The 25,248-nt window shown below is 44.1% G+C and carries 19 protein-coding genes; 9 read left to right on the top strand and 10 right to left on the bottom strand.

What is annotated here, in order from left to right; translation table 11 throughout:
- Positions 1 to 468: 468 nt before the first annotated feature.
- The gene (locus tag QL919_RS08985) at positions 469 to 1,125 is read right to left on the bottom strand and encodes a DNA glycosylase (protein WP_290189207.1); all 657 of its coding nucleotides are present in this window, start codon (positions 1,123 to 1,125) and stop codon (positions 469 to 471) included.
- Between the two features lie 308 nt (positions 1,126 to 1,433).
- On the opposite strand from QL919_RS08985, the gene upp reads away from it, so the two are divergent.
- Together upp and QL919_RS08975 are read left to right on the top strand one after the other, a co-directional pair.
- Positions 1,434 to 2,081: a uracil phosphoribosyltransferase gene (gene upp / locus QL919_RS08980; protein ID WP_290189206.1), complete on the top strand. Its 648-nt coding sequence runs from the start codon at positions 1,434 to 1,436 to the stop codon at positions 2,079 to 2,081.
- A gap of 81 nt (positions 2,082 to 2,162) precedes the next feature.
- Positions 2,163 to 2,915 (top strand): SDR family NAD(P)-dependent oxidoreductase, encoded by a 753-nt coding sequence (locus QL919_RS08975; RefSeq protein ID WP_290189205.1) that lies wholly within the window; start codon positions 2,163 to 2,165, stop codon positions 2,913 to 2,915.
- A 118-nt stretch (positions 2,916 to 3,033) separates the two neighbouring features.
- Here the strand turns inward: QL919_RS08975 and QL919_RS08970 are convergent, their stop codons facing one another.
- Positions 3,034 to 3,786 (bottom strand): IS5 family transposase, encoded by a 753-nt coding sequence (locus QL919_RS08970; RefSeq protein WP_290189204.1) that lies wholly within the window; start codon positions 3,784 to 3,786, stop codon positions 3,034 to 3,036.
- A gap of 373 nt (positions 3,787 to 4,159) precedes the next feature.
- Between QL919_RS08970 and QL919_RS08965 the strand changes: the two genes are divergently transcribed.
- Positions 4,160 to 5,116, top strand: a complete 957-nt coding sequence (locus tag QL919_RS08965; protein ID WP_290189203.1) for an alpha/beta hydrolase — start codon at positions 4,160 to 4,162, stop codon at positions 5,114 to 5,116.
- Between the two features lie 365 nt (positions 5,117 to 5,481).
- Here QL919_RS08965 and QL919_RS08960 read toward each other — a convergent pair whose 3' ends face one another.
- Together QL919_RS08960 and tyrS are read right to left on the bottom strand one after the other, a co-directional pair.
- Complete coding sequence (locus QL919_RS08960; RefSeq protein ID WP_290189202.1) at positions 5,482 to 5,709, bottom strand: DUF1653 domain-containing protein; 228 nt, start codon at positions 5,707 to 5,709, stop codon at positions 5,482 to 5,484.
- Positions 5,710 to 5,841: 132 nt separating this feature from the next.
- Positions 5,842 to 7,053: a tyrosine--tRNA ligase gene (gene tyrS, locus QL919_RS08955; protein ID WP_290189201.1), complete on the bottom strand. Its 1,212-nt coding sequence runs from the start codon at positions 7,051 to 7,053 to the stop codon at positions 5,842 to 5,844.
- A 228-nt stretch (positions 7,054 to 7,281) separates the two neighbouring features.
- Here tyrS and QL919_RS08950 point away from each other — a divergent pair, with 228 nt between their 5' ends.
- From QL919_RS08950 to QL919_RS08940, 3 genes are all read left to right on the top strand, one after another.
- Positions 7,282 to 8,610 carry an anhydro-N-acetylmuramic acid kinase gene (locus tag QL919_RS08950; protein WP_290189200.1) on the top strand — a complete coding sequence of 443 codons (1,329 nt, stop codon included), beginning with the start codon at positions 7,282 to 7,284 and terminating at the stop codon, positions 8,608 to 8,610.
- Positions 8,611 to 8,845: 235 nt separating this feature from the next.
- On the top strand, positions 8,846 to 10,117 hold the full coding sequence (gene fabF / locus QL919_RS08945; protein ID WP_290189209.1) for a beta-ketoacyl-ACP synthase II: 1,272 nt from the start codon (positions 8,846 to 8,848) through the stop codon (positions 10,115 to 10,117).
- 116 nt (positions 10,118 to 10,233) lie between these two features.
- Positions 10,234 to 11,091 (top strand): hypothetical protein, encoded by an 858-nt coding sequence (locus QL919_RS08940; protein WP_290189199.1) that lies wholly within the window; start codon positions 10,234 to 10,236, stop codon positions 11,089 to 11,091.
- A gap of 133 nt (positions 11,092 to 11,224) precedes the next feature.
- Here QL919_RS08940 and QL919_RS08935 read toward each other — a convergent pair whose 3' ends face one another.
- From QL919_RS08935 to QL919_RS08915, 5 genes are all read right to left on the bottom strand, one after another.
- A complete protein-coding gene (locus QL919_RS08935) occupies positions 11,225 to 13,042 on the bottom strand; it encodes an aminopeptidase P family protein (RefSeq protein ID WP_290189198.1) in 1,818 nt (605 codons plus the stop codon).
- A gap of 387 nt (positions 13,043 to 13,429) precedes the next feature.
- On the bottom strand, positions 13,430 to 14,992 hold the full coding sequence (locus QL919_RS08930; RefSeq protein WP_290189197.1) for a peptide MFS transporter: 1,563 nt from the start codon (positions 14,990 to 14,992) through the stop codon (positions 13,430 to 13,432).
- A 336-nt stretch (positions 14,993 to 15,328) separates the two neighbouring features.
- Entirely contained in the window at positions 15,329 to 15,778 is a 450-nt protein-coding gene (locus QL919_RS08925; RefSeq protein WP_290189196.1) for a hypothetical protein, read from the bottom strand.
- A gap of 161 nt (positions 15,779 to 15,939) precedes the next feature.
- Positions 15,940 to 17,514 (bottom strand): apolipoprotein N-acyltransferase, encoded by a 1,575-nt coding sequence (gene lnt, locus QL919_RS08920; protein WP_290189195.1) that lies wholly within the window; start codon positions 17,512 to 17,514, stop codon positions 15,940 to 15,942.
- Positions 17,515 to 17,867: 353 nt separating this feature from the next.
- Entirely contained in the window at positions 17,868 to 18,767 is a 900-nt protein-coding gene (locus tag QL919_RS08915) for a transporter associated domain-containing protein (RefSeq protein WP_290189194.1), read from the bottom strand.
- Between the two features lie 255 nt (positions 18,768 to 19,022).
- Here QL919_RS08915 and QL919_RS08910 point away from each other — a divergent pair, with 255 nt between their 5' ends.
- Positions 19,023 to 20,321: a DUF4105 domain-containing protein gene (locus tag QL919_RS08910; protein WP_290189193.1), complete on the top strand. Its 1,299-nt coding sequence runs from the start codon at positions 19,023 to 19,025 to the stop codon at positions 20,319 to 20,321.
- Here QL919_RS08910 and QL919_RS08905 read toward each other — a convergent pair.
- Positions 20,311 to 20,826, bottom strand: a complete 516-nt coding sequence (locus QL919_RS08905; protein WP_290189208.1) for a YcgN family cysteine cluster protein — start codon at positions 20,824 to 20,826, stop codon at positions 20,311 to 20,313. The genes QL919_RS08910 and QL919_RS08905 overlap by 11 nt on opposite strands.
- A gap of 228 nt (positions 20,827 to 21,054) precedes the next feature.
- On the opposite strand from QL919_RS08905, the gene QL919_RS08900 reads away from it, so the two are divergent.
- Positions 21,055 to 21,795: a dienelactone hydrolase family protein gene (locus QL919_RS08900; protein WP_290189192.1), complete on the top strand. Its 741-nt coding sequence runs from the start codon at positions 21,055 to 21,057 to the stop codon at positions 21,793 to 21,795.
- A gap of 196 nt (positions 21,796 to 21,991) precedes the next feature.
- The gene (locus tag QL919_RS08895) at positions 21,992 to 25,141 is read left to right on the top strand and encodes a DUF2339 domain-containing protein (RefSeq protein ID WP_290189191.1); all 3,150 of its coding nucleotides are present in this window, start codon (positions 21,992 to 21,994) and stop codon (positions 25,139 to 25,141) included.
- The last annotated feature ends 107 nt before the right edge of the window (positions 25,142 to 25,248 follow it).

The raw sequence follows: 25,248 nt of genomic DNA, 5'->3' as shown, positions 1-25,248 counted from the left end.
CATATCATAAAGATTAGGTTTGTCAAGCTTTTTTATAATTTGTTTCAATAAGTTAGCCAGGTTTGTTATATGTAAATTCACATATAAATGATTCCGGTTCGTCTTAATGAGGTGCGTATTATAGACGTTTAAATGGTTAAGTCAAGAGGTATTTTATTTTATTTTAAAATGAATTAATCTAAAATGATTTAGCTGGGCTGGATGATTAATCAGTAGCTTGCTTAATACTCGCTATTAGTAATCCGCTCCAGTAAGCCTTCCCTTTCGACTGGGTGGCATTATACGCGCTTTAGGGTGAGGGTCAAGGGGGTTTGTTGGCTATTTCAGCGATTATCCGGCCTCACTATCAATACCCTCTATTTATCAGTCAGTTAGGATTAAAAATAGTTTTACCTTTAATGATAGTCAGCCTTTTTTATTTAAGACCGCTTATTGCTTATATATAGTTGTCTGCTATATATGACACTTTTATAGCTTACCTATCTTTTTAAAGAAGTCTTTATAGGCAGCCACTTTCTTATCTAAGGCTAGTGGATAAGCACGCGAGGTAGAAGGCAGTCTATATAAGGTAAGATTATTCACACTAGCTTTTTTATTATTGTCACTCTGCCACTCATAAGGATAAGCCATACTTTGATTGGTCTTCGGGTACTTGGACTTAGCAGGCGGCTTAGCTAATAAATTGAGCAATACTTCTGTCGCTTTACCACCTGTGGTAAATAAGGTTTCAACCTTTGGCACTTGCGGCAAGATACTATCTAAATCAACGGGTGTGACAACGGTTAAGTTTTTATCTGAGGCATTACCCGTTTCACGAATGGCTTGATTGACTGTTGGACAAGAAGCGATACCACGCTCAAACATGAAGGCGCGAATACGCTCAGGGTCAAAGCGATTTTCATCACCTACTCTGAAATGATTAATATCATCAAAAAACACACTGCCATAGATACGCCACATATCGTTATAAAAGTTAGGATAATGGAAACTCATCGCCCATTTGTCAGCGGTTGGTGGAAAAGTGCCCATCATCATCACGGTGGCCTCGGGCGGTAATACTGGACCGAACGGATGGGTTTCTATTTCTGCGGTGCGGGCTTCGGACGATATCGAGTTATTATTCATTTTGAGTACTATCATGTGGGTTAGTTGGTTTTATAGTCATAAGATTCTTCATCAGAAAAGCGGTTTTTTTGCTATCATAGTAAGCCTAAACACTGCTTCCTTTATCAGAGCGCTATTATAGTCAAACATAGTCGGCTTAAATAAAACCAATCTCGTTATAGATGCCTTTGGCTTACTTTTATTAAAGCATTAAGCTTACTATTGATGGGCTAAATATAGGGTTGAAGTGCAGTAAGTGTTTGTATCTTTTATACTAATGGCAACCGCAGAACTGCGCAAGCATCAGACCAAAAACCAAGAGAATACTTATGAGCGACTTAAAAATCACCATTATCGATCACCCGTTAGTCCGTCATAAACTCAGTCTCATGCGCGAAAAAGACTGTAGCACTTATAAGTTTCGTACATTAACCAAAGAGCTTGCGCGCTTGATGGCGTATGAAGCGAGCCGTGATTTTGAAATTGAAACCTTCCCGATGGAAGGCTGGTGTGGTGAAATCACGGGTGAGCAAATCATCGGTAAGACCGCAACGATTGTACCGATCTTACGTGCCGGTATTGGCATGCTCGACGGCGTGCTCGATTTGATTCCTACCGCAAAAATCTCTGTCGTCGGTTTACAGCGCGATGAAGAAACTTTGCAGCCAGTACCGTTCTTTGAAAAGTTTGTCAGTCATATGGACAAACGCCCAGCCCTTATCATTGACCCAATGTTAGCGACTGGCGGCTCAATGGTTGCGACCATCGAGATGCTAAAGAAAAATGGCTGCACCAATATCAAAGCATTGGTATTGGTTGCGGCACCTGAAGGTGTACGCGTAGTCAATGAAGCGCATCCTGACGTCACTATTTATACCGCCGCACTAGACAGTCATTTGGATGAGCACGGTTATATCATTCCAGGTCTTGGTGATGCGGGCGATAAAATCTTTGGTAAGCAGTTGTTTAACAAATAAGACAACGCTCATAAACCGTGGCAAGCCGGCATTATAAAACCATTTGAAATGTGTACAGAACATCAATGATAAGGATATAAGATGAACGTATTGATTACAGGCGCAAGCGCTGGTTTCGGTAAAGCATTAGCTGAGCGCTTGGTTGCCAATGGTCACCGTGTGATTGGCTGTGCCAGACGTTTAGACAAACTAAATGCTTTGGCAGATACGTTGGGCGAGACATTTTTACCTGTGGTCATGGATGTCAGTGACACGGCGTCTATCCCGCAAATCATTGCTGACTTGCCTGCTGATTTTAAGCAAATTGATGTCTTGGTGAATAATGCTGGATTAGCCTTAGGTACAGAGCCTGCACACAACGCCAGTCTCGATGACTGGATGCGTATGACCGATACCAATATTAAAGGGTTGATGGCGCTCACCCATGCAGTCTTGCCAGCGATGGTCGCCCGCGATAGTGGTTATATCATTAATGTTGGTTCGATTGCTGGTAGCTGGCCTTACTTTGGTGGTAATGTTTATGGCGCGACCAAAGCTTTTGTTAAACAATTTAGCTTAAACTTGCGCGCGGATTTAATAGGCACGCAAGTGCGCGTGACCAACCTTGAACCGGGTAATGTGGCGGACACTGAGTTTTCAAACGTGCGCTATCATGGTGATGATGATAAGGCTGCTCAAGTTTATGATGGCTTTAAAACCATGACCGGTGACGATATTGGCGATATTTTGTTATGGTTGATTGAATCGCCTGCCCATATTAACGTCAATCGTTTAGAGGTCATGCCGGTGGCACAAACCTATAATGGTCTAACGATTGCGAAGCAAGACTCTTAAAGGTTTAGCCAACCGTTTGGCTCATTAATGTAATTCATAAGACCGAAGCAATATAGATTCCTCTATATTGCTTCTTTTTTTGGCGATGATATTTTTTTCATTAGGGCGTGTTGAACATTCAAAGTTTCAACCAAAGATAGGCACAAGCGAGAGCCACCGTATTCTCATAACTTTGCTTGAGCTTATCAAATCTAGTTGCAACCGCCCGGTAGTTTTTCAACTTAGCAAAAGCATTTTCAACTAAGTGTCGAGCCTTGTACAAGTGCCAGTCCATATGGTTATTGGTGGACTTAGTATTCTGTTTTCGAGGAATATTATTGAAGCAACCCGCTTGTTCAATATGCGCTCGCAGCGGATCAGAATCATAGCCCTTATCGGCACATAGCCTGTCTGTACCACTTAAATTAATCTTATCAACTAAGTCTGGAGCCACCTTTACATCGTGAGTCGTACCATCTGATAAGATAAAAGTAATAGGGTTGCCGTGAGCATCAACCGCTAAATGAATCTTGGTGGCGCGTCCTGCCACACTTTTACTAATGGCTTGTTCGACCTCATTGCTACCATTACTGTGTTGATGTGCTTTAACGTGCGTGCCATCAATAAATACCCATTCACAGTCTTCGTCTTTAATTAATAAAGCAAACAGTGCAATCAGTTTATTGCTACGAAACCAGCGCTGATAAGCTTTGTAGACAGTGTTAGGCTTGCCAAAGCATGGTGGCAGATCACGCCAAGGACAGCCAACACGCATACGATATAATACGCCTTCGACCGTCTGTCTAAGATTCCCTTTGTCATAGATATTAAGTTCTAGTAGTATAGGTCTTAGTCTTGTCCAGTGTTGATCTTTGAGCATTGTACGAGGCATAGCAAACGATGTCTTTTTTGTGTGAGAACTTAAAGACTAACCGTTTGCTATTTTTTTGCCATCGTTTTATTCCCAATGTTCAACACGCCCTAGCCAAGCACACCTTTTGAAAGTCTAAAATCAATACTTGCTCTAGTGATAAATGTTACGAGTGCCGTATGCGTTGCTGAAGTATGATTTGACTGGTCACCGCGCATCACAATAGCTATGTATACCGCTCCGCCACTTTAAAAACTCAACAGATTGTATGCTATGGTTAATGACCTGCTTTAATATAGCAGCCTTTCATTAATGACATTATTTACTTTTACGATAACGAGTTTTAGCTAAAATGGCTTTATAAAGCTGCTTAATAAATAAAGGTTATCGCCTTATGAAGAAAAACCTAATTAACTTGCCTGCTAATTATCAGCTGAAAATGATTGATATCACTTTGACTGACGGTACATTGCTACCCGTATCTGTCATAGGCAATGGTAAACCTGTGCTGCTGCTACACGCTTATGGCATGGATGCACGTGAGTTTTTACCATTTATTTTTCCTTTGGTTGGCAAATATGCATTTTATCTGCCGCATCTGAGAGGATTTGGCGCGGCAAAAGACATCAAGCTGACCCAGTTTGATTTTGTGCGTCAGTATGCCGATGATATCAGTGCCGTCATTGAGCAAATTTGCCTGGCGCGCAATATAGAATCCTTGCCAGTTGCCGCCATCTCGATGGGTGCGCAAGTGATGTGGGCGTATTTTGAGCGTTATGGCAGCGCAAGAGTCAGCCGTTATTTAAATATTGACCAAAGTCCTGCTATCCACAACCAGTCTGACTGGCAAGGTGGCTTGTTTGGATCGCGGCAGCAGGAGGTGTTTGATATTTTTCATGAGGTGATTGATAGGACCTTACCTTATGCTAATATGGAAAGCTTTACTCATCTGCCTTTTGCCCTGAAACGCCGAGCAACGGACGTTGAACGACTGTTTTCTCTATTATCCGTCAACCGCACACGCTCAAAAGCCTTTATACAAGTAATGACCTACAAGAATGACCCCAAACTTGCGCTTTATGATCATAGTATTTGGCATCATAAGATGCGCTGTTTACAAGCTTATTTAACATTGCCCTATGACTTTCGCGGCGCTTTAGAGCGGGTGACCATTCCGGTGGTTAATCTGATTGGCGGGCGCTCTAAGCTATATGATGCTAAGTGGCAGCAAAAAACCACCCAGATGTTACCTAATGCCACTGAAGTGCTGTTGCCGCGCTCAGGTCATGCGATACCAATGGATGAGCCTGTTGGATTTTATAAAGTATTAAAAGGGTTTTTAGAAGCGTAAGCTAAGAATCAAACATTAACGAATTCTCAAAATGAGCCGCCAGTCCATGTATAAAAAGCTAGTACGCTAGCAATGACGATGGCATAAGAAACCAGCGTCTGTAGTAATCCTTGGAGAACTGCCCGCAAGAGCTTATGAGAATAATGATAAGACATGAGCGTATAGACAAGCCAAGTAATAGGAACGATGACTACCCAAAAAAGCTTATCTGATGATGAAACAGGCGGTTTTTGATTAAGATAAACATCTAACCAATTGATAAATAACTAAATAACGAACTGGACTATAAGTACTGATAGCTGCCATAACAAAGGTACATTTTTATTTTTATGCAGTTGCATCTATAAGTTACCTAGTATTTTAAATTAATCCACGAGCGCTTTAATCAATTCAAACCGTGGTACTTCTTTACCATCAACTTCAACAGTTTCAGTAAACATCGCTAATGGTCGTACCCACACGCCATACTCACCGTATAGGCAACGGTAAACCACTAGCAGTTCTTCTGTTTCTGAATGCTGAGCCGTATGCAGTACTTGATAAAGGCTGCCTTTATAATGGCGGTAAATGCCTTGGGGAATGGCTTGAGTCATTTTCAAATCCTAAATTTTATTATAAATGTACGAATTATATACTGCAGAAGTATATTCATATCGCAAAATAAGTAAGGTCGACAATCAATGTCGACCTTACTTTTAATACCAATAGCTTGTCCCAGTCACTTATTAAGCAACCGTCACTTTCGCATACGCTTTCTTGCCTGCTTGGATAACCACTGTCTGACCAGAGGTTAAGCTAAAGCCTGCATCGACGACTTCGCCGTCTACTTTTACCGCGCCACGCTTGATCATATCTTTAGCCGATGAGCTGTTTTTGGCAAGCTCTGCTTGATTTAGGATTTGCGTGATAAATAATGCGTCCTGCCCTTCTAACTCTAACGTCACTTCTGGTAAATCGACTGGCAATTCGCCATCAGCTAATACGTTACCCGCTGATTTGTGCGCATTAGCAGCAGCGTCCGCATCATGGAAACGCTCGATTAATTCTTCAGCAAGAATACGTTTGATTTCTTGTGGGTTGCGACCGTTTTCCATTTCTGCCATTAACGCTTCAACTTCTTCCATCGGCTTAAAGCTTAGAAATTCAAAGTAACGACGGATTAAAGTATCTGGCATCGACAGCAGTTTTTGATACATGGTGCCCGGTGCATCGTAAATGCCGACATAGTTACCAAGAGACTTAGACATTTTATTAACACCGTCTAGCCCTTCTAAGATTGGCACGGTGATACAAACTTGTGGCTCTTGGCCATAACGACCTTGCAGGGTGCGTCCCATCAGGATGTTAAAGGTTTGGTCAGTACCGCCAAGCTCGACGTCGGCTTTTAGCGCGATAGAGTCATAACCTTGCACCAATGGGTATAAAAACTCATGGATAGCAATTGGTGTTTGCGCCGCGTAGCGTTTAGAGAAATCATCGCGCTCAAGCATACGCGAGACAGTCAACTGACTAGAAAGCTGAATCATATCGCCCGCTGACATATCCTTGAACCATTCGGAGTTAAAGACAATCTTGGTTTTTTCTTTATCCAAAATTTTAAAAACTTGTTCAGCATAAGTCTGCGCATTGACTTTGATTTGCTCATCAGTCAATGGCGGGCGGGTGCTGTTTTTGCCAGAAGGGTCGCCAATCTTGGCAGTATAGTCACCGATTAAAAAGTAAATCTCATGACCCAAATCTTGAAAATGCTTGAGTTTATTAATCAGCACCGTATGACCTAAATGCAGATCAGGCGCAGTAGGATCAAAACCTGCTTTGATACGTAGCGGGCGATTCAGTTTCAACTTCTTAACCAAATCTTCTTCAGATAGGATTTCTTGTGTGCCGCGTTGGATTAAGGCAAGTTGTTCTTCTAGGGTGTAGGTTTGAGTGTTCATGATGCTCTCTTTATTGTCTTTATTAAAGGGGTAACGCATTTAGGCTATTTATACCAAGCACAAAAATAGGGTTAGCGGCGTCAAAATCGTTGAGTCTACTACCTACTAAATGTAGTACTTACACTCGTTTATCACTACTCTGGTTTTGGGAATGGGATTAAAGTTTCGTAGCCGGTAAAAGATGTTAGAATTTGACAGATATACTAGCGTTTTTTAAGGTAAATTGCCATGACCAACCCTACATCGATTGCTGATACCAATGATAATACTCATTCGACTATAAACGTAGACCATACTTTAGATAATGGTTTAGAACATATTGACGATTTAAATTATGCCACCTTGACCGATGCACTTGAGCAAACGGTGTTTGAAAACTTCGATGATGGCTTATATGTCGGCATGATGTCTGGCACCAGCTTAGATGGTATGGATGCGGTGCTTTGTCAATTCGGTGGTGAAGAAAACACTCAACAACCCATGCGACTGTTAGCCACTCGTAGTCAGGATTTCCCACCGCGCCTGCGTGAAGTGTTATTGGCTTTATGTCAGCCTAATGGTGTGCAAGAGTTAGCACCAACGGTGGGTGAACCCAATAGCGAATTAGACTGGTTTGGCTGGGCCAGTAAGGAATACGCTGAATTTGCCAGCGAGGTGGTCAATAATTTATTGCAGCAGTCCAATACTGATGTAGAGTCGGTGCTGGCGATTGGCTGTCATGGTCAAACGGTGCGCCACCGTCCGCAGATGGGTTTTAGCTTGCAATTGCTCGATGCCAACATCATCGCTGAGCGTACTGGCATTAGTGTGGTCAGTGATTTTCGCCGCCGCGATATGGCTGTTGGTGGGCAAGGAGCGCCCTTGGTTCCTGCCTTTCACCAAGCCTTATTTGCCACACCTGATAGCACACGAGTGTTATTAAACTTGGGCGGTATTGCCAATATCACGGTATTGCCAACCGATGAGAGCCCGGTAATTGGCTATGATACTGGCCCTGCCAATTTATTATTAGATGCGTGGACAGCTTTGCATACTGATAAAGGTTACGATGCTGGTGGCGCATGGGCGCAGTCAGGACAAGTCGTTGAGCCGCTACTTAATCAAATTATAGAACATCCATTTTTTGCGCGAACCTATCCAAAAAGCACGGGCCGTGAAGACTTTAACTTAGCATGGCTACAGAGTGAGCTGCAAAAATTTGACCAAGCCTCTGCTCATATTCGCTATTCATCAGCGGATGTACAAGCAACGCTCACTGAATTGACCGCTATGAGTGCCAGTATGCAAATCAATATGTTTATTGATGCAAAAGAAAATAGCTCGGTTTACGTCTGCGGTGGCGGTGCGTTAAATGACTACTTAATGACACGCTTACAGGCGCATTTGCCTCATTGCAACGTAGAAACCACTGCCAGCTTAGGGCTGAATCCCGCTTGGGTCGAAGCCGTCGCCTTTGCGTGGTTGGCACGCCAGACCCTAATGGGCGAAACGGGTAACTTGCCAGCGGTGACTGGCGCAAGTAAGGGCGTGGTACTGGGACAAGTCTGTTTTGCTTAATTCCTGATTAATTGGTTAAATTTTAGTTTACATACGTACACTTATGTGTTTTATAATGGCTTCTGAAATGACATCCTCTTAGGACCGTAAGTACAGGATATAGCACATGAGCCAGCACAGCAGTTTACCGACCAACTCAGTTACCGAGCAAGCGACAAACAATTCCGTCACACAGGTACAAAATCCAAAGCGCGAGAAAAGACAGAAGCCACCGCACTACGAGCGTTCTGATGAGATGCGCGTGGTGGTGACCGGTATGGGCGCAGTGACGCCTTTGGGATTAGATGTCGAAAGCTCGTGGGCAAGCCTGCTTAATGGTGAAAGTGGTATCGCACCAATTACCCATTTTGATGCAACAGACTATCGCGCGCAAATTGCTGGCGTGGTCAAAGATTTCGATGCCAAGCAATATATGAATGCCAAAGACGCGCGCCGCTATGATGAATTTATGCATTATGCGGTTGCAGCATCGGCCATGGCTTTAAAAAACGCTGGCTTCATTAACGAAGTCAGCGCTGCTGATGCACCTGTGCAAAATGTCGACCAAGAGCGCTTTGGCGTGATTTTGGGTTCAGGCATTGGTGGCATTCAAACCATTGAAAACAGCCGTGACACCCTACGTGAAAAAGGCGCTGGCAAAGTATCGCCCTTTATCATTCCAGGCTCTATCGTCAATATGGCAGCAGGTTTGGTGGCGATTAAACACACTTTGAAAGGTCCAAACCTTGCGACCTCAACAGCTTGCACCACCGCAACCCATGCAATGGGGCTTGCCGCACGTTTGATTGCCTATGGTGATGCCAATGTCATGCTGGCGGGTGGCAGTGAAAAAGGCTCAAGCCCGCTTGGTATATCAGGTTTTGGGGCGATGCATGCGCTCTCCACTCGCAATAACGAGCCAACCAAGGCCTCGCGTCCGTTTGATAAAGACCGTGATGGTTTTGTACTAGGTGATGGTGCTGGGGTCGTCGTGCTTGAAAGCCTTGCGCATGCTAAAGCGCGCGGTGCGACGATATTGGCTGAGCTGGTTGGCTTTGGTATGAGTGATGATGCAAGCCACATTACCGCGCCACCAGAAGATGGTAGCGGTGCAGCACGAGCCATGCGTAATGCTTTAAACGATGCTGGTATTGAGCCTGCTGCAGTTGGCTACGTCAATGCTCATGGGACCAGCACCCCTGCTGGCGATGTCGCCGAATCCATTGCGATTGAAACCGTCTTTGCGCCAGTTAAAGACAGTATATTGGTCAGCTCGACCAAATCCATGACGGGACATTTACTGGGTGCCGCTGGGGGTATCGAAGCGATATTTACTGTGCTTGCCCTACAGCATCAGCATGTACCACCAACCATCAATTTAGACAACGTCGAGGACAACTGTAATCTCGATTATGTCGCTCATCAATCACGTAAAGTTGATAATCTACAATATGCAGTGTCCAATAGCTTTGGCTTTGGTGGTACCAACGGCTCATTGATATTTGCCCGTTGGCCAGTTAATCAGTAACACCAAAAACCCTGCATTATTAGCCGTTGTAACCTTGGTGTCAGATTCGCTACGTTTGTCCACTTGCAGCCCCTTATCGTACTTGCGTATGATAAGGGGTAATTTTTGGAACATTTATGGAAGATACCATGTCAAGCTACTCATTTTCCCATCAGTTTTATCAGCGCTGGACGTGTGCGCCTGAGCCTATACGCGCGGCAATCACCCAAGAACTCAAAGACATCACCACGTTATTGCAAATAGAGACGCCGTTTGAAAGCTTTGTTTTCAGCACCCATGATTTAGACGAGCATCTTGACGATCTCTATGAGAATCATGAAGCGGAACAAGCGATTGCCAAAGCCATCGCAGATAAACAAGCCCAAGCGCGCGCTGCTGCTGAAAAAGAACGCCTAGAAGAACAACAAAGAATAGAAGCGGCAGAAGAAGCCGAGCGTAAAGCAGAGGCTAAGATAGAAGAAGAAACCAGACAACGTGAAGAAGCGGAAGCGGCACAAAAAGAACAACAGAAAGATGAGCAAATAGCAGCGGACAAAAGCGATTCTGATACTAAAGCCATTAATGCTCACGCTAATGACACGATTGATGTTAAAAATTCAGACGCTGGTAAATCCCAGACCCCTGAACAATCGACTGCCATAAAAGCTGACGCTAATAACGACCCTAGCGCCAGCTCTGAAAATAAAACCATTAGTGGTAATGCGATTAATGATGATAAGCATATTAAAGATGACTACAGCATCAAAGCGGTCAATGATAAAGCCAGTGCTACCATTAAACTGGCATTAAAAGATGCAGACCTGAGCAAAGAACATCAAGAGCTGATCCGTGAGCTTGAAATGCAAATTGATGATTACCTCAGTGAACAAATGATGCTGATGTCTGAGAATCTAAAGTCTTGGTTACGTGCAGAAGTGACTCAAAATCTAACTGACAATAGAGTAGGAAATAACAAAGAATCGCAAAAAAGCTAAATACTGCTATCCATTCATAAACCGATAGTCATAAATCTCTAGCAGTGAGTCTCCTAAAATGGAAAAATCCCCGTAAATAATTTACGGGGATTTTTCCATTTTAGGAAAGGACCTGTATTCCCAAATACAAGCTTTAGATAGCTTTTGTACGCTCGGTCAGCCACTCAAGTGCCGCACCATCAACGCGACCTTTTAGCTCAGCAAAGACTTGGCTATGGTAGTCGTTTAACCAATCTATCTCTACTTGATCCAACAACGAAGCTTCAATCAAACGGGTATCAATTGGGCAGTAAGTGATGGTTTCAAAGTTTAAGAATTTACCAAACTCAGTCTCAGTCGGACTCGCCACTGGCATATTTACCACCAAGTTTTCAATACGAATACCCCACTTACCTTCGCGGTATAGACCTGGTTCATTACTGGATATCATGCCTTCTTTCATCGCGCGCTCTTTTGGCGTACTGGCACTATAAGCGATGACTTGCGGGCCTTCATGAACGTTTAAGAAGTAACCAACACCATGCCCTGTACCATGACCATAATCCATCTGTGCTTGCCATAATGGCGCACGGCAAATCGCATCAATGAGTGGTGAAGCAATACCATCGGGGAAGCTTGCACGCGCTAAAGCAATATGGGCTTTGAGTACCGTGGTAAAGTCGCGTTTGTGCTCGCTGCTTACTTTTCCAATACCGACCACACGAGTGATATCGGTGGTACCGTTTTGATATTGGGCTCCTGAGTCAATCAGCAATAATCCACCTTCGCCCTCAGCGACGTCAAGGTAGCTGAATTTTTCTGGCGTCGCACGGTAATGCGGCAATGCACCGTTTTCATTAAAGCCTGCAATCGTTGGAAAGCTTGGCGATACATAATGTGGCTGCTGACTACGCACCTCAATCAGCATACTATCAACGTCCAGCTCACTTAAACGCTCACCATCTGCTAGACGCTGCTCAAATGTGGCAAAGAATTCACTTAATGCAGCGCCATCTTGACGCATTGCTTCACGTACATGATCGATATCTGAGTCAGATTTAACAGATTTAAGTAACGTACTTGGTGCCATTTGCTCGATAAAGCCCACATCATCCGCCATTTTCGATAGCGTACCCACTGCGACTTTACTTGGATCTAATAACAATAAATCCTCTGGCGTCAACGCACTCAATGCATCTTGTACTGCATCATAATCAGCAAGCGTGATACCGCTATCTTTTAGCGCTTTTTCAATGTCAGCGCTGACTTTATTATTATCAACAAACAATGTTGCCTTGTCATCACTGATTAGCATATGCGCTAAAAACACTGGGTTATAATCGACATCAGCGCCGCGCAAATTGGTCAACCATGCAATATCATCTAAGCTTGAAAGCAGGTGATGCGTTGCACCTGCGTCGGCCATACCTGCTCGCACGGCAGCAAGCTTTGAGGTAGCAGACTGTGCGAGGAACTGCTCATCGTGCTGATATAACTTTGCTGATGGCAGCGCTGGACGATCTGCCCATATCTCGGTCAGTACATCACGCTCAGTAATTAAGGTAATATCGTTGGCATCAAAAGCGTCTAGTAATTTATCTTGCTCAGCGATAGACAGCACATTACCATCGACTGCTACGCTATCACCTTCTTGCAAATGCTCTGCAAGCCAATCAATATGGTTTGGCTGGCTTGGAGCAAGCTTCTCTAAGCTGATACCTGTGCCTTCTAACTGATCAGCGGCGTGCACCCAATAGCGACTATCGGTCCATAGGCCGGCAAAATCAGCCGTAACAACGAGCGTACCGACTGAACCGGTAAACCCTGACAACCACAAACGTGATTGCCAATATTCTGGTAAATACTCAGATAAATGCGGATCAGCAGATGGCACAATAATTGCGGTAAGGTCTTGGGCAGCTAAGCTTTTACGTAAGCTCTCGATACGGTCATGAATGATTTGTTTATTCATTAAAAGTGTCCTTATGAGTTTTGGAAAAGTTTTATCGTGAGGCGACTATGGTTAGTCGTCTTATTTGAGCGGGTAAATTTTTAAATATTCATTGAACAATCTGTATTTGAATTTCAATCAACCACATTCAAATACTGAGAATTAAAATGTCGTAAATAGTCAGATACCATATAAATGAGACCAACTATTATTTTGGTAGAGTATTATTAAAGCAGAACATCATTAGATGTTTGGGCAGAAAGTACGCTTTCAATGGTCTAGGAGAAATATCTCACCAAGTGAAACAATAAAACGTGCTACCAGTCATGGTAACACGTCTCATCATCTGTCATCGACTGGTGGGGTGCACTGGTCAACAACTGATTAAAATTCCATTAATCCTAATAACTAGCTTGCTTTGTCAGCGTGCTCACTCTTTTCTAGCATATTATTGATAGGCTTCGCCAATAATAATAAGACGACTGCTGTTACCACCAAAAATACTGTCATGGTCGTAAACAACGTTGGCAACCCTTCAATCTTGTCAGCTGAGACATTACCACCGAAGAATGCGGCAACTAGGTTACCCATGGCCAAAGAAGCAAAGAACAGCCCCATCATCTGTCCTTGCATGCCTTTTGGCGCAAGCTTAGTCATCGATGATAGACCTACAGGACTCAGTGCCAACTCACCAAGTGTCAGTAGCAGCAAACTACCCACCAACCATAAAGGGGAAGCGAGACCAGTATCATTGGTCACAATGCTCTTAGACGCCACAATCATTAAGCCAAAGCCTGCGGCAGCAAGCAACATTCCCAAAGCAAATTTTGCCATACTACTCGGCTCAATACCTCTATTGCCAAGCTTAACCCAAATAATGCTAACGATTGGCGCCAATAAAAGAATGAATAAAGGGTTCAATGACTGGAACCAAATACTTGGTATCTCAAACCCAAAGACATTCAAATCGGTATAACGATCAGCAAACAAGTTAAAAGAGGTTGGCTGCTGCTCAAAGCTTGACCAAAACAGCGTTGAGCCGATAATTAAAATGAAGCAAATCAACAAACGCAGCTTGTCAGTTTTATCAAGCCTAGGTGAGATGAACATAATGGCAAAGTACAGTATCACCACAGCTGCGATGATATAGGTCATGTACTCTGCCACCATTTGTGGCTGAAACGGCATCATACCTGTTGAAACTAAGACGACGACTGCCACTAATAAGGCTAAGAATCCAGCGACCCAACGACCTATGTTTTTATAACGGTCATTTGAGCGTTCCCACTCAGGAGTGATGCCTTTTGCTTGCGCGTAATGGGTCAGTGTTTTTTGAGCAGAAAAACGATAGATGAGCAATGATACTAACATGCCCAAACCACCGACACCAAAGCCGACATGCCACATGCCTTTTTCTTTGAAAATACCAACGATAAGCGCCGCTAATAACGCGCCGATATTGATGCCCATGTAGAACAAGGTAAAGCCACTATCACGGCGTACATCACCTTCATCATATAACGCACCAACCATCACAGAGATACAGGTTTTAAATAGTCCGGAACCTATAACAATGCACATGAGACCAACAAAAAACAGCGTCATGCCAAACATAGCGGAGAGTGCAATACATAAATGTCCAAGGGCGATAATAATACTACCCCACCACAGAGCACGCTCTTGACCTAGCCAGTTATCGGCCAACCAGCCTCCTGGAACCGCTGCTAAATATAGTGAGCCAGCAAAGATACCATAGATAGCAGATGCGGTGACTTCATCAAAACCAAAACCACCGCTGCCTACTGTTGCCACCATGAATAAGACCAATAGCGGGCGAATACTATAATAAGAAAACCGCTCCCACATCTCAGTAAAAAACAGCGGGCGCAGCGGCTTTGGATGTCCCATAAAGGCATTGTCTAGCGACTCTAATTCAGCAGCGCTGACCTCAGAACCTGATTCTCTGCTCATAACATTATTCCTTGAAAGACCACTTTAGTGATGACCAAACCCCTAATTATTCCGATAAGCGGTCATATAGGAGCAATATTGTTTCACCTGTCATGAATCAAGTAAAGATTGATAGCATTAATAATTACACAAACACCCACAAAAAAACCCGCACCCATTAACGGAGAGCGAGTTTTTGATGATTGAAATAATATTAATAGTGGCAATGCTGAGACTGAGAGCGCTTTAGATAGCTATAAATAATAGCACTGCCCTTTCAGACTTTAAATGCAGCGAGCTTTTAGCATTATTCTTTACAGTATGAGATTGGTAAAATGACTAATCAACCAAACCAATTTATTGTGCTACAGCCGCTTCATCAGCAACGTCGCCGGCTTCCAAATCTCCATCTGCTTGCTCTGCGGTTAAATCCGCATCTGCCACTGCCGCTTGGCTGACTGTGCCAGAAGCGGTTGCGGTACCGGCTTCTGCAGTGACCACAGCACTATCTGCGTCTGTCGCTGGCGTGACCGTTGCATCAGCTGCAGTATCAGTCGCTGCTGCGTCACTTTCTGCTGTTTCAACAAGTGCGGCATCTTCTGTAACCTTCGCATCTTCGGCAGCAATCGCTTCTGCTTCATCAGCGGTGGCTGATGCCTCAGTAGGCTCAGCCGTAATATGTTCGCCCGCTGGACGTAAAAATCCAGAAATACCGATAAGCAGGACAATACCTAAAAACAAGGCAGTGCCACCTAGAGAATATAACAGCTCTTTTTTTGGATTGTTATTAACGATACCTTCTGACATACCTTATCCACCTTGCACAAAATATTTGAAATATTGACCTATTATATCGCAATTTATGCCGATTTGTTAAAACCCTTAAGTATTTAAAAGATTTATTATCGACAAGCTTTATTATTCACTTTTACCATTGATATTTATCGATAACTTAGACATGAGTTAAGCTATTTGCCTAACCGCGCCCTAGTCGTCGAGCGTTTGCCAAGATAACTGAGCAAAAGTAACAATGCTATGATAAACAAAATAGGGTAATTGCCAAAACGCATGAATGGCGTGTTGCCAACTCGCGCCTGAATATCACCCCGTAATACCGTGCGTTCAAACTGCGGTGCCCGCTCAACGATACGACCCTTGTGATCTATGATAGCCGTGACACCAGTGTTGGTCGCTCGCATGAACCAGCGGCCATTTTCAAGCGCGCGCATCTGTACCATTTGCAGATGTTGCAGCGGACCTGCTGAAGTGCCAAACCAAGCGTCGTTTGAGATGGTTAATAAGAAGTCCGTACCAATCGCATTTTTACGGGTGGTATCAGGATAAGCAACTTCATAACATACTGCCGCACCTAGGTTATGACCACGTACACGCAGCGGTGACTGATTGTCGCTACCGCGACTATAGCTCATAATCTCTTGACTGCCTGCCAAGTTTGGCAAAATATCGAGTAAGCCTTCAAACGGAATATACTCGCCAAACGGTACCAAGCGCTGCTTTTTATAAAGCCCTTCTGCATCTGCGCCCAACGCAATCACGCTATTATAGAATGGCGGATACTTATCATTGGTTTCATCGAATGCCGCTTCATCCTTATAAGGAATACCCGTCACCCATGTGGTATTGGTGGCTTTGGCCATCTTGACCATTTCATTAATAAAGCCAATCGCATCTGTCTGAAACATCGGAATTGACGACTCAGGCCACAAAACAATATCACGTCCCCACTCGGTACGTGTCAGTGTGGCATAGATTTTTAAGGTTTCTACTTGATATTCAGTGAGCCATTTTAAGTCTTGAGGAATATTACCCTGAATCAATGAGACCGATAAATCAGGCGTGCCTTTTGGTTTAGTCCACTGCGGATTGATCAGCCACAATGAGGTGCTGACAACCAATAGTGCAATCGAAGCCACCATATAACCACCGCGACGACGCAGTAGCTCGACTAAACTGGCTGCCAATAATACCGCTACGAAGGAGACAGCAAACACGCCAGCAACCGGCGCTAATGAGGACAACCAATACTGCTCGGTAAAGGCATAGCCGATAAACAACCACGGAAAACCCGTAAACAACCACGTTTTCATCCACTCTTGCAGTATCCAAAGCGCGGCAAATGACAAAGGCTGCTTGCCGACCACCCGATTAAATATCAATGCCAAAAAGCCATGGAATAAACCCATGCCTAAGCCCATTAGCGCTATCATAATCAGCGCCAGCCAAGCAGGCGTCGCCCCGTAGACGTGGATAGAGGTATAAAGCCAAAATGCACCCACGCACCACAGACCTGTGCCATATGCTTGACCGATAAGAAAGGCGCGCTTGCCACTCATGTCAGGCATCAATAGCGCATACAATATAGCAGGCGATATCAATGCTAGCGGCCAAACGCCATAGGGTGCGAGTGCAAAGATAAATACTGCCCCTGCTAGCCACGCAATCAATATAGTCAGCACCATAGGTAAACCCTTTGGCTTATCGGGGTTCAGACGTTTTTGCAAATCAACAGTAGACAGACGCATAACAGTTATCCAAGACCATATTATTCAATAATGTAGAACGTGAACATTGAGTGATCCAATCAGTGGCTCATTCAACGTTTAATTGATAGCCAACCATATGACGATATAGCACGCAAAAATTAAACCTGCCCATGATACCAGTCTAAATCAATCAATGGGTAAAATTGCGTAGCAAAAATCGCAGCGCAAAACGCAAAAAAACACGACCGCAATCGTGTTTTTTTATGGCTCTCTAAGACATCAAATGACAAGATTATTGATAACTGTCATTGATAATCTTGAATTAGGAAGCTTGAACCGAGAAACCTGCTAGGCAATTATTAGAAATCAATAATAAAAAGCGCAATAATAAATTAATGGCTGCCTATTAATATCTGCTGGTCAGCGTTGATTTTAGTGAGCTCCAAGTTTTGGATAAAGCGCCCTTCGACATCGGTAATCGTGATTTGCCAATCATCTATCAACACACTTTCACCTTCTAGGTCACCTACATAACCAAGCGCTTGCATGACCAAACCACCCATGGTATCGACATCGGTATCATCAAAATGGGTGCCAAGCTCATCATTACAATCTTCAATCACGGTCGACGCTTGCACACGCCAAGTGTTTGGCTTTTCAGGATCAGCGACGATATTATTAATATCACTGTCTTCATCAAAATCATCATGCTCATCAACGATATCACCGACGATTTCCTCGAGCAAATCTTCCATCGTTACCACACCGCCAAAGTTACCAAACTCATCAACGACAATCGCCATATGCACTTGGGTGCGCTGCAGTGAGCGTAACAAGGTATCAGAACGTGCCGTTTCACTGATGTAAAGTGGCTGACGGACAAGGTCTCTGAGACGTTTGCTATCGATTTTGTCTTCTTGATCGCGCACCATGTGCACAAGGATAGGAATCAAATCTTTTGCCAATAAGATGCCGATAACCGCATCATCGTCTTGGCTATCAAATACCGGATAGCGCGAATGGGTGGTTTCTAAGATGATATCCATCACTTCAGCAAGACTGGTGCTTTCATGCAGCCCAATGACTTGCGGGCGCGGGGTCATGATTTCGCGGACTTGAGTCGCAGGCAGATCCAGCACACCTTCGAGCATATCCACGGTATCAGGCTCTAAGAACTGGCGCGAGTCCTGTACCAAGCGAATCAGTTCATCACGGGTTTCGGGGGCGGTCGATAGCCAGCGTTTTAAGCCGCGCATCGACCAACTACTCGGGCTGGGAGTGTCGTCAGACATGGTGATGTGATTTAACCTCTTTAGTTAATAACAATAAGAATAGCAAAAAACGTAGATGGGGATAAAAATACCAAATAAAACAGCCGTTTTAGGATTATGCCGCGTTAAATAATAAATATAAATAGACCAGACTAAATTAGCTTCACTTTATCGCAAGCCTTACTGACATTCAACGACAAATTCACTCAAATTGTATTGTCAGTGTGTTATAAACTTTGCTATGGTCAAAGCCTTTATTTATCAATAACAAACACTATGTCACTACGCTCATTTTTCTCTCGCCTGCTCATGCCATACTCACAAAGCCATCGCGCAGAAAATGGTACAGCCACTGATGATCATAAAAAGCGGACATGGCGATATTACCTTGTACAGGTGTTAATCATCACAACCTTGCTGCTATCTGCTATTTGGTTACTGATGGCAATCTGGTATCAGTTTGGCATGCGCTCGCTCATTACTTGGCTGACGACCATTGTCATTGTTGGCGTGCTGGCAGCTTTGCTTGTTAACCGTTATGGGGCCAGAGACGCTAAAACATTAGGCCATATTCAATCAGATAATAAATCAATTAATCACGCAAGAGTAAGCAAAAACACCAGTAAAAAAGTAGCAAGCAAATGGTTGATGGGCTTATACGCTACTATTTGGTTTGTCGGTGTTGGGTGGTTTTTTTCTATTGAACCTAAGCAGCAGCGCGACTGGATGCCTGAAGTCAGTCAACAGGTTTCTTATCAACGCGATGTGACCAACCCTGATTTGATTACCCTCACCAATGTGCGTAATTTTGACTGGCATACAAATGAAGAAGCGACTGAGCATTGGGACACACGTACCATCGATATGTCCAAGCTGTCTGGTGTCGATGTCACCAACTCGTACTGGATGGGACCGTTGATTGCGCATACTTTGGTCAGCTTCCGCTTTGAAGATGATAGACCCCTTGCCTTCTCGTTTGAGATTCGTAAAGAAGAAGGAGAGTCTTTTTCTGCACTTGCTGGGTTTTTTAGACGTTATGAGCTCAGCCTGATTGCCGCAGAAGAGCGCGATATTATCTACACGCGTAGTAATGCGCGTGGTGAGCAAGTTTATGTATTTCCCGTTAGTCATCTACAACAGCACGAGGTCAAATCCTTATTTGAATCTTATCTAACCGCTGCTGATGAGCTAAATGCCAAGCCCGCTTGGTATAATACGCTGATTAGTAACTGTACCAATATCATCTTTTATATGGCGCGTATTGTCAGTGGTGACCGTCTGCCATGGGATTACCGGATTTGGGTATCTGGCTGGCTACCAAACTATCTATACGACGTTGGTATGCTCGATGCCAATCGAGAAAAAGATGGGCAGCCTTGGTCGATGGATACGTGGTACGAGCGCACTCATATCAATCCAAAGGTTCGCGGCTTTGACAATCTGGCAGGAAACAGCGCGACGAATAGCCGCAAATTCTCTGAGCAGATTCGTCAGGATATGCCTATGCCGCCCCTAGCGGATTCTAAAACCGAGGCTGAAAGTAGCGCACAGGCGGCGGCTGATGCTAAGGATTAACCCAATTCACCACTCGCTCCTCCATCTCTTCATCAGACATACCAACCTCGGAGACACAGCGCCCTGCCACGCCAATATTGGCAGCGCGCATTTGTTGCTGGGTCACCACTGCATTCCTCGTTAATAACAAATGCCAACTTGGCAAATCCTGCCCTTTATACAAGCGCTTATAAGCGCAGTGCGACGGTAGCCACATCATCTGCGGCAAATTCTCCATCGTCAGTTGAATACAATCGGGCACATGTTCTTGCCGCGTGTCATAGTGCTGACAATAGCCCGTCGCACAGTCCATCAGCTGACAAGTCACATCGGTATATTCGACCAGCTCCTCGTCCACATCGCCATGCTCATCTTCATCAATATACTTAATCAAACAGCAGCTACCACAGCCGTCACATAAGGCTTCCCATTCGCTATGGTTTAGCTCTGATAATGCAAAACGTGACCAGAACTGCGGACGTATGGTCTCATTAGAGGTATTTTGACTTTCAGGAAACAAGCTCATCGTTAATTGCTCCTCTGAGTCGAACTCTGGGTCAGACTTTGAGTTGGGTGCAGATTTATTTAACAAGTTTATAGTCATAGTGTTGTGTTCGATTTTTATACAGAGACATTTTGATAAAGAGGGTTACAGTATTATAGCTGTTTTTGCTTAACATGAGCGTTAAGGTAGTTAAAGTAAGAAAAACGCCTTGCTATAAACAAAACTCATAACATAAAAAAGGACAATAATATGTCAATTAAGACCTTTGAATTAATCAGTACTACTGAAAACAACGTTGAACTTATCAGCTATGTCGCGCTACCAGAAAGTGCATCAGATGACAATCCAGTCGCTGGTATTTTGGTCGCACCAGAATGGTGGGGCGTGGTCGACCACCCAAAATCGGTGGTTGAGCGTCTGGCAGAAGCAGGCTATGCTGCTGTAGCAATGGATGTTTATGGTGAAGGCAAACTGACCAGCGATGCAGCAATGGCAAATATGTGGATGACACAAGTACTTGAAGACCAAGACATGCTGATGGATCGCTGCCGCTTAATCCTCAACGATTTTGGTGACCAATTGGCCGTTAATCGCGATAACTTGGCAGCGATTGGCTATTGCTTTGGTGGTAAAGTTGTCCTCGATATGGCGCGTGAAGGCATGCCATTAAAAGCAGTCGCCACTTTCCACGGCAACCCATCAGCAAAACAGCCAGCAGACAAAAACTTCAAAGCCAAAGTATTGGTCGCTCATGGCCGTGATGATTCAATGGTGTCGATGGATGCCATCGAAGGTCTAAAGTCTGAGTTAGACGCCGCTGATGTCGATTACACTATCGATGTGTACGACAATGCTAAGCATGGCTTTACCAATCCGCATGCCGATGAGCGCGCTGCTAAAAACGAGGTGGATCTTGGTTATAATGAGACCGCAGCCAAGCAAAGCTGGGAAAACATGCTTGAATTTATGAAAACCAATCTCGGTCAATAGTTTTAAAGTGGTTTGAAATTAAAACTATTATAAATAAAGATAATATTAAAAATAAGGGTCACTTACTAGTGTAGGTGACCCTTATTTTATCGCCATATACAATAACTACAATGACTCATGTTGTGATTATTAGCAAATAGCGTCATTATCAGTTTACTATCAAGTGGATTGAGTGATTAGGATGCTGTATTTATTAATGAGCCCACTGGGTTGGCTGGCTTTTATTGTTCTATTAATCGTGGTTGTAGTGCTATATACCAAGATTAATCGGCAAATTGAGCAGTTGCGCCATGATATGACGGAGTTACAAGCTGAGCTTGAGCAGCATAAATATAGCGTGAATACAGCAAAGCCCTCGCACGCTGCGGATATACATCCTACTCAACAGAGCTGGTCTGAATCAGTTGATTCATTAACACAATCAGTAGAAGAACTGGCTACCTCCGCTGTTGATGCTTCTGAAACTACTTTTATTGCTACTGTCGAATCTATAAACAATCAGCACCTCGAAACAACACCTCCAGAGCTGCCGATATTATCAAAGTCACCACAATCGCCCTCATTGCCACAATCTAAAATCCCACAAAAAGCCACTGCAACCATAGAGCCAGATGAACGCTCCCTACCTATCGTCACCTCACTGATTCACTCTATACAAAACTGGTTTTTCGGTGGCAACTTAGTGGTGCGCGTTGGCGTATTGGTATTGCTCGTCGGCGTGGTGTTATTGCTACGCTTATTAAGCGACTATATTGAAATTCCGATTACCGCGAAGCTCATTGGCATTGGTATTATTGGCTTAGGACTCACGGCGCTTGGATTAAAATTAGCAAAAAACCGTTTTGCTTATGGCATCACCTTGCAAGGGGCAGGTTTAGCGACTGCTTATTTAACCACCTTTTTTGCTTATAGCGTCTATCACGTGCTCTCAAGTGTGCCGAGCTTTATGGGACTTGGCCTCTTGTCAGCCATAACCATCGGCTTAGCGGTGCGTCAAAATGCCTTGCCGTTGGCTTTACTAGCATTATCTGGCGGGTTTTTTGCGCCAATATTGACCAGTAGTGATATTGGTAATTTAGCAACATTATTCAGCTACTATCTATTACTAAACGTCACTATTGCTATCATCGCTCATTACCGCACTTGGAAAATGCTCAACCTTCTTGGCGTGATGGTCACCTTTGGACTGGCCTATTATTGGGGTGCGACGGAAAACTTCACTGCTGTCATTGAGATGCAGCGTTGGTCGTTAGTATTACTAGTGACGCTGCATGTACTGCTATATTTATTTGTCGTCATTCGTTATGCGCAACAAATTATCGCTTACAACACACTTAATGAAGCAGGTTTCGCTGATACAGATGTCGCCAATACTACAGATACTTTTAATAGTACAAGCAACGTCAACCACATAGATAAGGTTCCTCTAAGAAACAACAACTATGTTTTTCCCATCGATACCGGTTTACTATTTTCCGTGCCTATATTGGCCTTTGGTTTATTTGCGGCGCTGTTAGACGCTGTTCCTAACGCCTTAACCATCACCAGTGCTGTTTTAGCGGCGATTTATTTGGGCATTGGCTGGCTGTTTGTGCAGCGAAGTCAGCGTTATGCCTTAATTACTGAAGGCATGCTGGCATTAGGGTTTGGCTTTTTAGCATTAGTGATTCCGCTGGCATTCGATGCTGAATGGATTGCCTTTGGCTGGTCGGTACAAGGGCTGGCATTGGTATGGTTCGGACGACGCTCACTACGTGCATGGTCATTACTGTTCGGCCTGTTATTACAGCTGCTCAGTATTGCGATGCTGATGATAACTGTGTTCTTTACTATCAAAGATTATCCAACGCTGGCATTGACGATTTCAGCTATCAGCTATTTAGCAACGATGTTTATCTTACGTGCTAGCAACTCGCCTGCCTCTTTAGACGATACTGAAAACCTTCCTGCACAGAAAAATGCGACTACAGATTCAATGTCTATCATACCTGACGCAACAGCCAGAGTCGCTCAGTCGCTAGGTATCAGTAGCCAAGCTGCTCAGCAATGGCTTACCAGTATCAATAGCCAAAGTATGGCGTTTAACCTGATGTGGCGCAGTCCGATTTTGAGTCGCTTTTTGACCTTTACCGCAATGGGTTGGCTGCTGTCTGTATTGGTCATCGATTTTGACCAATGGTTTGCCAGCTGGCGCTTAGCAACGACGGCACTGCTAGGCTTAGCCACCTTAACTAGCCTTGTTATTTATCAGGCAATTAATCACTATCATTCGTGGCGCGAGATTAGGCAGTTTAGCCATGGTTTGGTGCTGCTATTTTATGCCATGTTGCTGTTTCAACTTCCGCAAAAATATGAATTTGATTATCAATGGACAACCTTTCATTGGCCTATATTTATCACACTACTCATAGGTTGGTTGGTCGTTGGGCAACTATGGTTAAAGTCATGGCATAACGAAGCTGAGTTAAAAATTTTTGATAGCGCAAGCTGGCTTGGCGCTGGAATCATCCTATTGGCAGAAGCCATGTATTACGGCCTGCCCGATTCAAAAGGCGTCATGGCTATTTTAGTGCCGATTGCGCTGATGTTGGCAGGCTTGTGGTGGACACAGCGTCATGCCATGGCTCAATATAATGATAAGAAGTCACACCCGCAATCGAAAGCGGCAACCTCACCATTGGCGCCTTATTGGTTTGATTGGCATCAGTCACTATTAGACAGTGCCAAACTCTTTGTGCCTATGACTTTAGGCTGGGCCATTTTTACCAACTTCACTTACGATGGTATTATTTGGGAACTGCCCTACTTTCCTTTATTTAACTTATATGATGTGACGTTATGGCTGGTGGTGTTTTACGGCTTGGGCGTTTATTTACTCCGTCAGCCATATGGTAGCGGTTCGAGAAATCTATTAAAAGCCATTCCTAAAAACGATATGCTGTTAATTGTGTTAGCGCTGATTGGCCTTTGGATAGGCTCGAGTATGTTGGTCAGGACGCTGCATGCATTTATCGGCACGCCGTTATGGACTGGCAGCTCATATGGGGTTAAGGGTGGCGCTTGGAGTAGCGAGCAAGTACAAACAGGGCTAACTATTTTATGGACGCTCATTGCTTTGGTCGCCACTATTATCGCCAGCCGCTATGGACAGCGAACACTATGGTTTATAGGCATTGGACTGCTGGGCGTTATCGTGCTAAAACTGGTAATCGTCGATTTATCACAAACTGAGGCGATTTGGCGAGTCATTTCCTTCCTTGGCGCGGGTAGCTTAATCTTGGTCATTGGTTATTTGGCACCATTACCACCAGCACGTGAGGATTCAACAGACGAGTCTGCAGGATAGTCTGCTCTGAGCGTTACATGAAATTGTAACGTGGCGACGCTGGTTGTGTAGTAAACTGAACACCATTAGAAAGTAGACGTTGATTGTCTTACTTTTAGCATTTTTTA

Origin of the sequence: Psychrobacter sp. APC 3426, from assembly GCF_030408035.1 — a bacterium.
Taxonomy (GTDB): domain Bacteria; phylum Pseudomonadota; class Gammaproteobacteria; order Pseudomonadales; family Moraxellaceae; genus Psychrobacter.
The sequence above is the reverse complement of the archived record's forward strand: the minus strand, read 5'-3'. Positions and strand labels throughout refer to the sequence as shown.

Bases quoted from the DNA above. Each gene is read 5' to 3' on its own strand.
- tyrS (WP_290189201.1), bottom strand. From the start codon at position 7,053: ATGAACACTCAAACCTACACCCTAGAAGAACAACTTGCCTTAATCCAA.
- QL919_RS08970 (WP_290189204.1), bottom strand. From the start codon at position 3,786: ATGCCTCGTACAATGCTCAAAGATCAACACTGGACAAGACTAAGACCT.
- upp (WP_290189206.1), top strand. From the start codon at position 1,434: ATGAGCGACTTAAAAATCACCATTATCGATCACCCGTTAGTCCGTCAT.
- QL919_RS08930 (WP_290189197.1), bottom strand. From the start codon at position 14,992: ATGAGCAGAGAATCAGGTTCTGAGGTCAGCGCTGCTGAATTAGAGTCG.
- QL919_RS08950 (WP_290189200.1), top strand. From the start codon at position 7,282: ATGACCAACCCTACATCGATTGCTGATACCAATGATAATACTCATTCG.
- QL919_RS08935 (WP_290189198.1), bottom strand. From the start codon at position 13,042: ATGAATAAACAAATCATTCATGACCGTATCGAGAGCTTACGTAAAAGC.
- QL919_RS08965 (WP_290189203.1), top strand. From the start codon at position 4,160: ATGAAGAAAAACCTAATTAACTTGCCTGCTAATTATCAGCTGAAAATG.
- QL919_RS08975 (WP_290189205.1), top strand. From the start codon at position 2,163: ATGAACGTATTGATTACAGGCGCAAGCGCTGGTTTCGGTAAAGCATTA.
- QL919_RS08910 (WP_290189193.1), top strand. From the start codon at position 19,023: ATGTCACTACGCTCATTTTTCTCTCGCCTGCTCATGCCATACTCACAA.
- fabF (WP_290189209.1), top strand. From the start codon at position 8,846: ATGCGCGTGGTGGTGACCGGTATGGGCGCAGTGACGCCTTTGGGATTA.
- QL919_RS08940 (WP_290189199.1), top strand. From the start codon at position 10,234: ATGGAAGATACCATGTCAAGCTACTCATTTTCCCATCAGTTTTATCAG.
- QL919_RS08915 (WP_290189194.1), bottom strand. From the start codon at position 18,767: ATGTCTGACGACACTCCCAGCCCGAGTAGTTGGTCGATGCGCGGCTTA.
- QL919_RS08960 (WP_290189202.1), bottom strand. From the start codon at position 5,709: ATGACTCAAGCCATTCCCCAAGGCATTTACCGCCATTATAAAGGCAGC.
- QL919_RS08985 (WP_290189207.1), bottom strand. From the start codon at position 1,125: ATGAATAATAACTCGATATCGTCCGAAGCCCGCACCGCAGAAATAGAA.
- lnt (WP_290189195.1), bottom strand. From the start codon at position 17,514: ATGCGTCTGTCTACTGTTGATTTGCAAAAACGTCTGAACCCCGATAAG.
- QL919_RS08900 (WP_290189192.1), top strand. From the start codon at position 21,055: ATGTCAATTAAGACCTTTGAATTAATCAGTACTACTGAAAACAACGTT.
- QL919_RS08925 (WP_290189196.1), bottom strand. From the start codon at position 15,778: ATGTCAGAAGGTATCGTTAATAACAATCCAAAAAAAGAGCTGTTATAT.
- QL919_RS08895 (WP_290189191.1), top strand. From the start codon at position 21,992: ATGAGCCCACTGGGTTGGCTGGCTTTTATTGTTCTATTAATCGTGGTT.
- QL919_RS08905 (WP_290189208.1), bottom strand. From the start codon at position 20,826: ATGAGCTTGTTTCCTGAAAGTCAAAATACCTCTAATGAGACCATACGT.